This is a genomic window from Bacillus sp. FSL H8-0545 (genome assembly GCF_038006105.1).
GTDB classification, from domain to species: domain Bacteria; phylum Bacillota; class Bacilli; order Bacillales; family Bacillaceae_G; genus Bacillus_A; species Bacillus_A cereus_U.
This window is the reverse complement of sequence record NZ_JBBOUO010000001.1, coordinates 4,492,892-4,506,853: the sequence shown is the minus strand read 5'-3', so window position 1 is coordinate 4,506,853 and position 13,962 is coordinate 4,492,892. Positions and strand designations below refer to the sequence as shown.

Sequence of the window (13,962 nt, the reverse complement as noted above, 5' to 3'; positions counted from 1 at the left end):
ATTGTCAGGTCTTTTCCTTATTTAGTCACGAATACCTAATGCGATTTTCGCCATACGTGACATACGTTCTTTTGTCCATGGCGGATTCCATACAACTTTTACTTCTATTTCATTTACTTCGGGTACGTTCGTTGATAATATTTTTTTAACGTCTGATACGATTTGGCCAGCCATTGGACAACCGATAGAGGTCATTGTCATTGTAATGACAGCATTATTATTTTCATCTGCTGTAACGTCATAAACTAATCCGAGATTGATAATATCAACACCTAATTCAGGGTCAATAACAGCTTCTAAGTTCGCATATAACTTTTCTTCAAATGCTTGTTGTGACATGTGTAGCACCCCCTAAATATTAATGATATCGATTCTCATTATAACGGAAATACATGTAATGTGCAGGGAATGAGCTCAAAAAAATATTCCTCTTGGAAGAGGAATATTTTTAAAAAAGCTATTCAGTTTTAAAATGAGATACAAGCTGATCTAATTCTTCAACTGTTTGTTTCATTTGTTTTGCAGTTAGGGTCATTTCATTCATAACAACGACTTTCTGTGCAGCGAATTGTGCTGTTGCGACAGTCTCACTTGAAACTTCATTAGAAATTGAAGCGATGTTATTAAGTGAAGCATTCATTTCTTCAGCAGTTGCGGCCATTTCTTCAGCAGTTGCTGATATGTCTTGGATTTGAGTAGACACTGTATTCACTTGACCGACGATTGTTGTGAAAGAAGAGCCTGCCTCACGAATGACGTTAATACCTTCAAATGCTTCAGAGCGACCTTGAGACATCATAGAGCTAGCAGTTTTTGTATCATTTTGAATTTGATGTAGCAACTGGTTAATATCTGTTGCCGCTGTTTTTGATTGTTCAGCAAGTTTACGAACTTCATCAGCTACGACAGCAAATCCTTTTCCTTGTTCACCGGCACGAGCCGCTTCAATAGAAGCATTTAAAGCAAGTAGATTTGTTTGTTCAGCGATATTGGAAATAGATTGTACAGCTGCATCAATATATTTCGTATGGGTGATTAGACGTTCGACCACTTCTGATGTAGCATTTACTGCTTCGTGAATCGTCGTCATTTGTGAAATGGATTTTTGAATAACAGTACTTCCGTCGTTAGCGTGTTCTGACGTGGCTACAGCTAGCTCGGCTACAGAAGAAGCAGATTCTGCAATGCGCTGAACACTCATTGCCATATCATCCATTGCAGTCGAGCTTTCTTCCATACTAGAAGTTTGTGATTGGATGCTGGCATTTAAATTGGACATCGAGCTTTGAACTTTTATTGTTGCATCACGCGATGTATTGGTCTTTTCTAGCATGTTTTCGGAAGCGTTTTGTACTTCCACAGAAGTTTTTTGAACACGATTAATGATATGCTGCAAGTTTTCTAACATGTTATTAAATGATGTGGCAATAGCACCGATCTCATCATTGCTATTTACTTGTAGACGTGCTGTTAAATCACCTTCTTGAGAAGCTAATTCTTTTAATTTCGTATCAATTTGTTCAATTGGTTTAACAAGCTTGCCAGAGAACCACCATGCAAGAATGAGTGCAACAATAATACATATAACAAGTGATAAGAAAACAATATATTCAATTAGCAGTGAAGATTGATCAATTTTTTCAATGGATTGTTCACGTAACTTAGCTTGTTCGTTACTATAGTTTGTAAAATCACCAATAACTTTATAAACAGTACCATTTTCTGAAGAAGCAAGTTGTAATGCTTCTTCCCATTTTTGTTCTTTTGCAAGAGAGAAAACTTTTTCTTCAATAAATATTCTCCAAGTAGAGCCTAGTTCCATAGTATCTTTTACAGATTGTGATACGTTAGGGTTAGAAAGAAGTTGTGCTTTATTATCTTCAAGAAGCTTACTCATTTCATGAAACTTGTCTAATTCGACTTGATCATGTTGCAGTAAATAACCCCTTAAAGCTGAAAGTTGTACTTGATACGCGTCTCCACGTTCTTTTAATTCTGTTGCAAGAGGGGAAATATCTTTTTGTAGTGTTTCAGCTTTATGAGATTGGTCAACAGCAAAGAATAAAATAAAAGCTAATGCGATGCCAAATAAAGCGCAAATCGTTCCCATCATGAACAGAAGTTTTTTTCTAATGCTCATAAAATTCATATGATAAAAAAGCCTCCTTTTTTTAAAAAATCTTAGTATTAGAATTAATTCATATAAAAATTAAACGAAAACCTTACTCCTAAAGGAACAAAGCTTTCTTCTTTCCTTTAGGCATTATAGCAGACAGAGGAAGAGAGAGAAAGATATATTTTAAAGTGAAAAAAGAGGGCTGAAAAGTAATCCCTCTTTATTATGAATTTTGTTTAAAAAGATTATAGAAGATAATGGAAAGAGGCAGATAAGTAGAATTAAAATGGATATATTTATATATCAAAAATTCTTAAATAAAAATAAGAAATGCTATTGTAATTCGAAATAACATCCTGTATACTTCTAATTAGTTGATAACGATTATCACTATCAACTAAAACATTACTCTTCGTTATGTTGGTCATACCCCTTTTTGACGACGTAAGTCAGAGACGAATGTTGAAATATCTTGTGTCCTATTCTACAGAATTATGGTAATCTCCAACCTCAACTTATATGCGTAAGCATGCAAAAAAAGGATCCTATCCGTGAAGGGATCCTTTTTTGCATGTTGTCGCAATTAATGTATATAGACCGGGTATGCGTTCTTCAATTCCTTCGGGTGAAGTAGAAGGGAAGACCCACCTTTGATGAGGTCCGTGTTCTTCAATCAATTTTTCAACCTTGAAATTTGTTTCTGCCATTGCTGAAATAACTTCTCCTAGTGTCCAGCGCCTAATTTTTGTTCTCGGTAAAGCGTATTTCTGTGATTCCGTAAGGAGAGTACTATAAGCTACGTCATCTTCAATAAGTTCCTCATCGAAATAATTTCCATTTGCTCGAAATGATGGATGATCTACTCCTAATAATTTTGTATAAACGGGATGATAATCGCGCAGTAGAAATGTCCCATCTTGTTTTAGTAAGTGAGAGATTATATGAAAGAGTGGCTTTAAGTCTAAAAAGTAATGGAGCACGCCAAGTTCCAGTAATACGATATCAAATGATTGGGATAGATTTAAATCTAGTACGTCGGAAACGATATACTGAATAGAGACACCAGCAGCTTCGGCTAGTTCGGTTGCATATTTTTCATTACTTGCTGAAATATCTACAACTGTTACATCGGCTCCTAAAAGAGCAAGAGCAACTGCTTTGTTGCCTTTTGATCCGAGTAAATTAATAATACGCTTTCCTTTTGGAGATTGTATGTAGGGTAAATAATGATCTACCTCGCGTATTGGATCTTCCATGAGCTTTTTCGCATAATTCTCTGGCGCCCCGTGGCGATTTGTCCAAGCTTCATAAGCAGCTGCGTTCCAGCTTTTTTCATTAATCGCACTTAGTTGCTTTTGATTCAATGTTATCACTCCTTTTGTGAACGTATATTTATTCGGCGGGAGAATGAGATTTCCTGTTCTTTTTGAATTAAAGTTTGATTTTTCTGTTATTAAGTCGTAAAATACGTGTTATACATAAAAGCATTGAAAAGGAAAAGTAGAATGAAACCATTCTTTCCAGAGAGCTTCGGTAGCTGAGAAGAAGCAAGAATATTCATTTGAACAATGGCCTTTGAGCTTCGTCCTGAACTTATCAAGTGATAATAGTAGGCGGCGACGAGAGTTGGTACTCGTTATCAAAACCACAGTATAAGAGCATATAGCTCCGTACTTGTTAAGGTTAGTTATGTGAATGACTGACGAAATAAGGTGGTACCGCGACTGTTTATACAGCCCCGCCCTTATCTTTTTTAAGATAGGGGTGGGGCTTTTTATATTTTAAAGGAGGAATATAAGATGAGTATTTTTATTGGAGGCGCTTGGCCGTATGCAAATGGTTCGTTACATCTTGGACATATTGCTAGTTTGTTACCAGGAGATATTTTAGCGCGTTATTATAGGGCTAAAGGTGAGAATGTGTTGTATGTTTCAGGAAGTGATTGTAATGGAACACCGATTGCAATTAGAGCAAAGCAAGAAGGGGTTACAGTAAAGAAAATAGCTGATCAATATCATGAAGAATTCGAGCGATGTTTTCATAATCTTGGTTTTACGTATGATTGCTATACACGCACAGATAGTGAACATCATCATGAAACGGTTCAAAAAGTCTTTTTGCGACTATTAGAAGAAGGTTATATTTATAAAAAAGTCGTTGAACAAGCTTATTGCGAAACGTGTACGCAATTTTTACCGGATCGATATGTAGAAGGTATTTGTCCGCATTGCCATGAAGCAGCGAGGGGTGATCAATGTGATGCTTGTTCCGCTATTTTAGATCCACTCGATTTGTTAGAAAAGAAATGTAAGTTATGCGGTAGTACGCCATCAGTACAGGAAACAGAGCATTTCTATTTTGCATTGCATAAATTTCAGCAGCAAATTAAAGCGGCCGTAGAAATTGCAAAGCAAAAAGGAACATGGCGCGACAATGCAATTCAATTAACAGAGAGATATTTAAAGGAAGGATTACAAGATAGGGCAGTGTCACGTGATTTACCAATAGGGGTACCAATTCCGGTGGAAGGATATGAAGATAAGAAAATTTACGTATGGATTGAAGCGGTGACAGGATATTATTCAGCGAGTAAACACTGGGCTGACGAAACAGAGAAAGCTGATCAAGAGTTTTGGGATAGAGATGCGAAAACATATTATGTACATGGTAAGGATAATATTCCGTTTCATTCAATCATTTGGCCAGCGGTATTACTTGGAATAGGAGAAAAAGCGATCCCGCGTCATATCGTTTCGAATGAGTATTTAACAGTAGAAAAAAGAAAGTTATCGACAAGTAAAAACTGGGCAGTATGGGTACCTGATATATTGGAACGCTATAATCCAGATTCTATTCGTTACTTTTTAACAGTAAATGCACCAGAAAATCGTGATACTGATTTTTCATGGCGTGAATTCATTTACAGTCATAATAGTGAACTATTAGGCGCATACGGGAACTTTGTGAACCGGACATTGAAGTTCATTGAAAAGTATTATGATGGCATTGTGCCAAAAGAAAATATTAATATAGAGCTGAGAGATAAGGTAGAAGGATTATATAAAAGTGTAGGAGAGGCGATTGAACAAACTAAATTTAAGGTGGCACTAGAAACAATATTTGATGCAGTACGCTTTGCAAATAAATACTTTGATGAAAAGCAGCCTTGGAAACAAAGAGAAGAGGACTCAGTTTCATGTGAGGAAACAATTTATAATTGTGTTTATCTGATAGCAAACTTTGCACAACTGCTTGAACCATTTTTACCGTTTTCAAGTGAAAGCGTTAGAAATGCATTATCGAGTGTTAAAGTAAATTGGGAACCTCAAAACACGTTGCCAAACCGAATTGATAATGTGCAGCCATTATTTGAGCGAATCGATGTAAAACAAATTGAACATGAGGTAGAGAAGTTATATGGAGCGGTAAAGTGAAATATAAGGAAAAGACCTTTCAAATAAATGAAAGGTCTTTTGTCATGCTGTATAACCCTCTTTCTTATCTTTTAAAAAGAAAAGCACAGCAAGGATTACGAGAATAATAGCCGCAATATCATATGTTATTTTGAAGGTAGTAATAAAGTTTAACATATCGCAACTTTATTCACATTTATATACAAGTTGATGTTTTCACGCACTATGCATCGTATGCTGTTTTTTTTCTTTCCTGGCAGTAAGTAGTTGTGGTGTAAAAATACCGAGTAATATAACCACAATCCCAATCCACTGCATTGGCGATACAACTTCATGAACAAGTGTAATAGAAGCGATAATTGCTGTTGGTAATTCAGCTGCACCTAATATTGTACCAAGTCCTGTTCCTACTTTTGGTACCCCAATTGAAAAACAAATGACAGGTATAATAACCCCGAACAGTCCAAGGAAGAAAGCATATTTCCATAGGCCTGCTTGTAAGGTACCATCTGTTAAAAAGGTAGGCGGGAAAAATAAGCATACAATAAGAGTAGCACTCGTTGTCATAAGAAAGCTTTTCGTATAAGGCGGAACATCTGTAGCAACGCGCCCGCTTACAAATACATAGAATGAGAAAGAGACGGCAGCTAATAGCCCAAAGATAATACCTTTCGTCGAAAAGTTTTGTCCAAGGCCTTCAAATACTCCACCAGCAAACAATGTACCAGTAAATAAAATAATAATAGATATAACTTTCTCACGGCTTGGGAATGTTCGATTCGCAATCGCTTCGATGACTACACCAATCCAAGTGAACTGAAAGAGTAAAACGACAGCGATAGAGGCTGGCAATTCTTCTACGGAAATAGCATAGAAAATACCTGTCATGCTCATTGTTGTGCCGACTGTTAGTAACGAAAAGAATTGTTTTTTTGATACTTTATGACGTGAAAAGAACAGAACGAGTAAAAGGAGTCCAATCCATCCGAAGACATATTGTCCTCCTAGTAGTTGGTGTGATGAAAATCCTTCGATGAATCCGAGTTTAAAAATAGTTGAAAGTACGCCGTAGCTACAAGCGCCGAATAAAACTAGTAATGAATACTTAAATTTCTCCATGTGAAAACCTCCTTATATAAAGTGAAACTTTAATCAGTGGGGGTTTTGTTCATCCCCCACTGATTATTAGCCCGCACCAATCGGGAGTTTTACTGCCCTCAAATAGCGGGATAAATAAAAAACGCCCGTTATCCTAATAAGGACAACGGGCGAACGAAACAGAGTCAGAGACTCTACAAAATTCCGCCACTCATACGAAGTATGAGTTTGGGGTATGAAATTATAGTAGTAGTTTACATTGCTTTTGGAAAGACAATTGAGCATTTTACACCTTGAGGTGTGTTTTGTATTCCATAAGGAAACTGATGTTTATCTAGTATTTGTTTTACAATATATAATCCAAGACCGCTACCTTGTACTAAACCGTTGTTTCCAGGATTAGCGCGATAGAAAGGCTCAAATAAATGAGCGAGTTTGTCCTCATCAATTTGTGAACCTGTATTTAATACTTCTAATGCGTAACCGTTCGGTTTTTCATAAAGCTTTATATATACATGCTGATGATCGATTGTATAGTGAATTGCATTTGAAATAATATTAAAAATAGCAGTTTGAATAAATTTAGGATCAGCTAAAATTTGTACGTCTTGTTTAATATTAGATTGAACATTTAATTGCTTTACAGATATAAAATAATCTACTTTCTTCATAACGTCCTCAATGATGTTAGATAGCGAAATAACTTCTAAATTCGGTTTGAATTGAGGATTTTGCATTTTGGATAATTCTGACATCTTTTCCGTTAATACGTTAATGTCCTGCATCATCTCGTAGGAACGTTTTAAGTATTTGTCTCTATCTTTGTATGCACCGATTCCGTGAATCATGCCATCTAGTTGGCCCATAACGGCTGCGATAGGTGTTTTTAATTCATGGGATACCATAGACATAAATTCTTTGCGAGATTGTTCTAATTGTTGTTCTTTCTTGAGCTCATTTCGTAAATCTGTATTTGTTTCATGTAGATTCTTCACAATGGTTGGGACTTGTGAAGCGGCTACTTGCAAATTAAAATCTGTTTGATCTGTATTTTTGTTAGGTGATTGTTGATCTGAAAAGTCCAGATTTATAATATCTTTTAAAGTATCACTCATATATTGAAAAGGTTTGGCAATTAGTTTGGCATAAAATAAAGAGCCGAGCAGAGATAATGCAAGCATTGTTGCACCAATATTTGGAGCTAATTGTTGCAAGGCATCTGCTAAACTAGGATTATCATGTGTTTCGTTTGTTTTCTTTGCTGCATTTTGTGTATGTAAGGAATCAGTGTTAGCGGCTATTTGTTCCGCTTTAGTATGTGATTCAGTTTTGTTACTTTCCTCCGAAAGATTTGCTACATTTTCTTTTGCTTTTGTAGTTTGGCTAGGTTGCAAAAGATGATTAATAGCCGTAGAGAGTGTTTTGAAATCTATAATAGATGACTGGAAATTTGAAATGCTACCCTCTGAAACAGCTTTATTCTGTTCTCTTTTATTTTGTTCGTTTTTCGTAACTGAATCCGCATGTTCCACAGTTTGAGTTTCAGGGTTTTTCGCATAACGCCCTTTATCATAGTTTAAAGCTAGAAAATAAATGATTTGATAAAGACAAATTGATAAAAGAACACAAAACAATAGGGTTTTGATGAAAATATTTTTGGTGATGTTATCCTTACTATGCTTCGATTTTGTAGCCAATGCCTTTCACCGTTTTAATATAAGTAATCCCTAATTTTTTCCTTAAATTTTTAATATGTGTATCTATAACTCTTACATCACCATAATGTTCATAGCCCCATACCTTATTTAACAAATCACTTCTTGATAATACTTTTCCTCGATTTTGTAACAACGTATATATAATCTCAAATTCTTTAGTTGTTAGTTCAATTTGATTACCATGAACATAAGCCGCATATGCTGTAGAATTTAACATCAATTCATGGAATTGTAGTATAGTTGCAGTTTCGGCTTCCTTCGTTGTTGTCCTTCTTAATACAGCCTCTACGCGTTTAATAAATACTGTGTAATGGAAAGGTTTCGTAATATAGTCATCAATGCCCAACTCAAACCCTTTAATTTCACTCTCTTCATTATGTAAGCCTGTTAACATAATGATTGGTACATCAGACTGTCCTCGCATAATTTTACAAATACTATAACCATCTATATCCGGTAACATTACATCAAGGAGGACAAGGTCGTATGAATTTTTTTGGAAAAGAAGAATTCCCTCCGTTCCAGCACCAACCACATCAACGGTAAAATTTTGAGCAGTTAAAAATTCACGAATAAGTTCTTGTATATCTGGGTTGTCTTCAATCACCAGTATATGCGTCATAGTAACACCTCCTAAATAACGCTTTTTACTGCAATATTCGAATTCATCATTTTTCGGGTGACTCAGGTTGTATATACATATAATAAGCCCCCGCTATAAAATAATCATAAAAGTAGCAAGGGGAGTTGTTTATTGGAACTGAATATTTCAGTATTACAGTAGTTCTATTATAGTATGCAATGTAAAATTTATAAAACATTCTAACTGTATAATTTTAATATCTATGTTTATTAATGTTTTTATGCTACTTAGTGCAGTCTACTCTCATTATATATGCAAGTAGAGTTGTTTAGCTACTGTAAATGAATAAATAAAATAAGCCAAGATATAAAATTCTTGGCTACATGTAAATCTTGTTCATAGGTTATTTTACAGTGACAGTGGCACGTTCTTGAATACGTTCAAATAACCAATGTATATCATTGTTATACATGCGAATACAGCCAAGTGTTGTAGCTTTGCCAATCGCTTGATTGTTGTTAGTCCCATGAATCGCATACGTTGTTCCGTATGTTCCTGCCATATTTAATCCGAGCCAACGGTCACCAAGTGGATTACGTGGATCGCCGCCTTTAATATGTCCTGTATAATAAGGACGGTTTTTAATTTTATTTACCACTTGAAAAGTACCTTTAGGTGTAGGTGTTGCTGTTTTGCCAGTAGCGACAGTGAAGCTTTTTATAAACTGTCCATTTTGATAGAAATCCATTTTATTTAATTTCGTGTCAACGATAAGTTGTTCGTTAGTTGAAGCTGCTTCCGCAGACATATATGGAACAGTTAAAAAACCTAACGATAACATTATAGTTACTAGTAATTTTTTCATTGATATTCTCCTTTTACTATTTTAGTAGTATTACATGCAATGAATTTGTAATCCTCGTAATGCTTGATGTACGTTTTCATTTAGTGATTCAAAAAAAGTAGTGATTTTTGTATTATGTTTGTTGTTTTTATCAATGAGCAATCTTTCATTTAGTAAAAGCTCACCGTGTAGTCCGAAGCTCTGTACTTGAATGTTCATTTCATCTTCTGTTTCAGAAATGATTGGTAAGAAATAATGAAACGCTTTCGTTGGAATGATATAACTTTTTCCAATCATGCTTTCTTGATGAGAATTAGTCCATTTTTTCGTGACAATTTTAATATTCTTTTTAGAAACGACAAAAGATAGCGTTGTGGATTTTGTTAAACTTACGTCAAATTCATTTGTTTCACATATGTGTAAATTAAAAATCGTTTCATTTGGATGAGATTCAATATTGGTATTAATAAAATCGTGCATTTTATAAGCTTCCATTCTTATTCTCCCTTTTTTCATTTTCAGAAAGCGATTTATATTTATTCAATTTAATGTTTAGGTAATATAGTAGTAAAAGTTTTCAACAAATTCCGATATAATCTTACAATACATATATGAAGCTAATATGAAGTTAGTATGAGTTTGTTATGGTTTTTTATAGAGAACAAAATGAGGCGATTTCCGAGTGCTAAAAACTGGATAAAATTTGTATATTAACGTCTCTCACCATTGTAATAGGTAGGTGTCATCCCGTTTTAAAACGATAATTTATATAATTAAATAAAGAACAGAAAACTTTAGCAGGAGCCTTACAAAAATGTAATAAAAATGTAAGCTATTGTGATAGTTATTTCGACAATTTTTTTATACAATAATAGTAACAAGTTGTACGTGAATGAAAGGGGAGATGACATGGAATGGGTTCATGAATTATTTCAGCAATACGGGTATTATGTAGTACTTGTAGGCTTGCTGTTAGAATATATTGCACTTCCGTTTCCGGGAGAGCCAACATTAGCATATGCGGGGTTTTTAGCACAGAAGGGTGACCTAAGTTTACCTATTTTAATTATCCTATCCTTTATTGGGACAAGTGTAGGAATGACAATCCAATACTTTTTAGGAAATAAGCTTGGTATGCCTTTTGTTCAAAAATACGGGAAGTACGTATTTTTAACACAAAAAAAAATTGATTTAACGAGAATGTGGTTCGATAAGTATGGCTATTTTCTAATCTTTATCGGTTTCTTCATTCCTGGTGTACGTCATTTTACAGGATACTTTGCAGGTATCATTAACTTACCGTTTCGCCGCTTTGCGATTACAATTTATTCAGGTGCTTTATTCTGGGTATCATTCTTCTTAATTGGTGGCTACTGGTTAGGTGGTAACTTACATGATATTTTCGGATTACTGGGAGATCATATCGGTAAAATCATTTTCGGAGCTATTGTCATTGTAGCAATTACGTTAGGCATTCGTTTCCGCAAACAACTAAAACGAGTATTTTTACAAAACGCAAGTTAATATGGAATCCATTCTATGTCAGATTTAAGGGAGGCAGTGCAAAAGCACTGCCTTTTTTATTGTATTTTCCAGTTTGCTTTTATCTTTCCATCAATACCGTAACCGGTGGCTGGTATATAATACGTTCCTATTTTTTTCCGTATGTGATTATTAAAATTTATTATCTAAGTTATATATCTAGGAGAATATAGATTTATTTTTGACATGTATATAGGTCAAAATGACAATAATAATTGACAAAAGAAAGGATATTATTTACAATTTTAATTAAATAAATGAAAAAGAGGGAAGATATGAAGCTTCAAAATCGAGTGAGGGAATTGCGAGCAAAGCATCGTTTATCACAAGGGGATTTAGGGAAAGCGATTGGCTCATCACGGCAAACCATTAGTTTAATTGAACGCGGGGATTATGCACCATCTATTGTATTGTCGTTAAAAATCGCACACATTTTCAATGTACCGGTGGAGGAAATATTTGCGTTAGTGGAGGGGGAAGATGGAGATGGGGAGTAAGGGGAATGGGAAAATGACGGCTATATTGAAGTTGTTAGTAGGAGCAATTTTTGGTGGGTTTATAGGGTATGTAGTAGGGGATATTGCAACAGCGGGTACTAGCAAAATATCTCCTGTTATTAGCGTTGTTATGATAAGTGTATTTGGCATAGCGGTTATGTATTATATTTGGAAGCGTACAAGAGCGCTCGCACAAACGAAAGATGAAGAAGAAAATGTTAAGGGACGAAGATTAGGGATAGCGCTTATTTATTTTCGAGTAATGGAAATTATTATTCCATCATGGTTTGTTTGCTCAGTTATCGCTTTTTATAGAACGTATACAAGTGAGGGGAACTTGCTCTTTGTTAGTGTAAGTATTGTGGTATCTACAGTGTGCTTTATTGCTATAACTTGGTTAGGATCTGTAATGAGGAAAAGGTATAACGCTCTATATCCAGAACAGAGTGTTACGTATTCTCAGTCAATGGAAATGTGGGCAAAGAATGCAGATGAAGGGCAAAAGCAAATTGTTCATGAAGCGGGATATAAGGCATATCAATATACAAATATGACACTTGCTTGTGCGTGGTTGGCGGCGATTGCGTATGCAATTTTAGATGGAAAAGACTTCTTTATGGTCATTATGATTTCGTTCGTTTGGGTATTACATGTTGGAACATATATGTACGAAATGCATAAAAAAATGATTTATTAAGGGGAGAAAAACGGTGGACGTTTTAAGAAGACCTGCTTTTTCAATGTTCGTTGCTTTCGTTTGCTCCGCTTTATACGGATTTATTCGAATAGAAAAGGTCCAGCAAATTATAGAAATATGGGCCTTTTTCGGGATTGCATTGCTAGTGTTAATTATTCATGAATTAGGGCATGTAATATTCGGTTTGATGGGTGGTTTGAAATTTAAGTTTATGACAGTAGGACCTATTACTGTTCAAAAAGAAAAGGGGAAAATACGAATTCGAGAAAATAAAATATGGATGTATGTTGGTGGCGTTGCAATGTTAGTGCCGCCTTCCACGCACGCACCGAACCTCTCAAAAAAATGGGCCTGGATGACTTTAAGCGGACCATTAACGAGTTTAGTATTTGGTATTGTATCAGGTTACATATATATGGTGAGTTATTACCACATGCTTTTATACTTTTCTGTGTTACATCTTGCAATCTTTGTCGTCACAGCAATTCCAATAAGGGGAACGCTATTAAGTGATGGCATGCAATTTCTCATTTTAATTAAAGATGATGAAAGGGCTAGAGAGCATTTATACACCATTCAAGTATCGAGTGAATTATTAAGTTACAAAAGACCGAAAGATTGGGATGAGAGGTTAATAGAACTTAGTGAGGAAAAATTAAAAGAGAATAAAGGAATAAGAGAGAGCATGAGCGGACTGATGCTCGTCTTCCTTGCTAGATCGGATCAAAAGAGAATGGCAAGAGCAATACCATATATAGAACAAATTGTTCAACTACCGGTAACGAAGGAAAATAAATTCTTCGTTAGTAGTTTTCATAGTTGGTATCTCTTATATAAAGTTCTTTATCAGAAGGAAAGTCTTTCTTTGCAAGAAGCAAAGGCACATGTAAAGGCAATTACAAAAGTGGATTTACATGGGTATTACCGTACACATGGAATTGTTAAATATTTAGAGGGAGATCTAGAAGATGCCCGCACTTATATGAAGAAAGCTGATAAAGAATTAAAGAGCGCCGAGAAGAGTGAGATAGGATATTTACAATTAGAGAGAGAATGGTTTGAGCAGCTACAGGAGAGGGTATCTTACGACGGGTGAGGTATCCTCTTTTTTCTATGTCATCTTATTCGATTTCATAAAAAACGAAGTACAGGTAGAATAAAAGAGATAGGAGGAGATACATATGGAAATTTTATCGATTATTTTGATAGTCCTGCTCATTTATGCTGTTTTTAAAGTGGCGTATGTAGCATTAAAAATACTCGCGATCCTATTAATTATCTTTTTAATCGTAGAGTTCGGCAGTAAGTTGCTTGGGGGATAGGTATGTTGTGCGTTTTGAGTGTCGAAGGATGTCGGTAAGTCGATATTCTGTGTCGAACCGTCGATATAATGAAAAAATCGCTGATATAAGTGGAGAAACGATCGATATATTTTAAAAATCGTTGATATATTT

General features: G+C 35.1%; 14 protein-coding genes and 1 other annotated feature. Of the genes, 6 read left to right on the top strand and 8 right to left on the bottom strand.

The genetic code is table 11. The features are described 5' to 3' along the window. Nucleotides 1-21: 21 nt before the first annotated feature. From MHI07_RS23730 to MHI07_RS23720, 3 genes are all read right to left on the bottom strand, one after another. Entirely contained in the window at nt 22-339 is a 318-nt protein-coding gene (locus MHI07_RS23730; protein ID WP_002159958.1) for a metal-sulfur cluster assembly factor, read from the bottom strand. Nucleotides 340-457: 118 nt separating this feature from the next. Continuing rightward, nucleotides 458-2,149, bottom strand: coding sequence for a methyl-accepting chemotaxis protein (locus tag MHI07_RS23725; protein WP_340826631.1), 1,692 nt, complete (start codon nt 2,147-2,149; stop codon nt 458-460). Nucleotides 2,150-2,661: 512 nt separating this feature from the next. Continuing rightward, entirely contained in the window at nt 2,662-3,480 is an 819-nt protein-coding gene (locus tag MHI07_RS23720) for a class I SAM-dependent methyltransferase (protein WP_340826626.1), read from the bottom strand. 114 nt (nt 3,481-3,594) lie between these two features. Further along, nucleotides 3,595-3,865, top strand: a binding site (T-box leader). Between the two features lie 50 nt (nt 3,866-3,915). On the opposite strand from MHI07_RS23720, the gene metG reads away from it, so the two are divergent. Beyond that, nucleotides 3,916-5,550, top strand: a complete 1,635-nt coding sequence (gene metG / locus MHI07_RS23715; protein ID WP_340826624.1) for a methionine--tRNA ligase — start codon at nt 3,916-3,918, stop codon at nt 5,548-5,550. Nucleotides 5,551-5,745: 195 nt separating this feature from the next. Here metG and MHI07_RS23710 read toward each other — a convergent pair whose 3' ends face one another. From MHI07_RS23710 to MHI07_RS23690, 5 genes are all read right to left on the bottom strand, one after another. Beyond that, nucleotides 5,746-6,648: an EamA family transporter gene (locus MHI07_RS23710; RefSeq protein WP_002159962.1), complete on the bottom strand. Its 903-nt coding sequence runs from the start codon at nt 6,646-6,648 to the stop codon at nt 5,746-5,748. 233 nt (nt 6,649-6,881) lie between these two features. Then, complete coding sequence (locus tag MHI07_RS23705) at nt 6,882-8,324, bottom strand: sensor histidine kinase (RefSeq protein ID WP_002159963.1); 1,443 nt, start codon at nt 8,322-8,324, stop codon at nt 6,882-6,884. Further along, nucleotides 8,302-8,967 (bottom strand): response regulator transcription factor, encoded by a 666-nt coding sequence (locus tag MHI07_RS23700; protein WP_002159964.1) that lies wholly within the window; start codon nt 8,965-8,967, stop codon nt 8,302-8,304. The genes MHI07_RS23705 and MHI07_RS23700 overlap by 23 nt, the downstream gene beginning before the upstream one ends. A gap of 364 nt (nt 8,968-9,331) precedes the next feature. Next, a complete protein-coding gene (locus MHI07_RS23695) occupies nt 9,332-9,793 on the bottom strand; it encodes a L,D-transpeptidase (RefSeq protein WP_002159965.1) in 462 nt (153 codons plus the stop codon). Nucleotides 9,794-9,823: 30 nt separating this feature from the next. Next, complete coding sequence (locus tag MHI07_RS23690; protein WP_078179407.1) at nt 9,824-10,267, bottom strand: DUF3978 family protein; 444 nt, start codon at nt 10,265-10,267, stop codon at nt 9,824-9,826. Nucleotides 10,268-10,681: 414 nt separating this feature from the next. Between MHI07_RS23690 and MHI07_RS23685 the strand changes: the two genes are divergently transcribed. The 5 genes from MHI07_RS23685 (at nt 10,682) to MHI07_RS23665 (ending at nt 13,830) form a co-directional block, all read left to right on the top strand. Continuing rightward, nucleotides 10,682-11,296: a DedA family protein gene (locus MHI07_RS23685; RefSeq protein WP_016106555.1), complete on the top strand. Its 615-nt coding sequence runs from the start codon at nt 10,682-10,684 to the stop codon at nt 11,294-11,296. Nucleotides 11,297-11,589: 293 nt separating this feature from the next. After that, nucleotides 11,590-11,811 (top strand): helix-turn-helix transcriptional regulator, encoded by a 222-nt coding sequence (locus MHI07_RS23680; RefSeq protein ID WP_078179406.1) that lies wholly within the window; start codon nt 11,590-11,592, stop codon nt 11,809-11,811. Further along, the gene (locus MHI07_RS23675) at nt 11,795-12,508 is read left to right on the top strand and encodes a DUF3169 family protein (protein WP_215598030.1); all 714 of its coding nucleotides are present in this window, start codon (nt 11,795-11,797) and stop codon (nt 12,506-12,508) included. Before MHI07_RS23680 ends, MHI07_RS23675 begins: the two co-directional genes overlap by 17 nt. A 13-nt stretch (nt 12,509-12,521) precedes the next feature. Continuing rightward, entirely contained in the window at nt 12,522-13,604 is a 1,083-nt protein-coding gene (locus MHI07_RS23670; protein ID WP_340826616.1) for a M50 family metallopeptidase, read from the top strand. An 85-nt stretch (nt 13,605-13,689) separates the two neighbouring features. Beyond that, entirely contained in the window at nt 13,690-13,830 is a 141-nt protein-coding gene (locus tag MHI07_RS23665) for a DUF3985 family protein (protein ID WP_000404757.1), read from the top strand. Nucleotides 13,831-13,962: the final 132 nt, after the last annotated feature.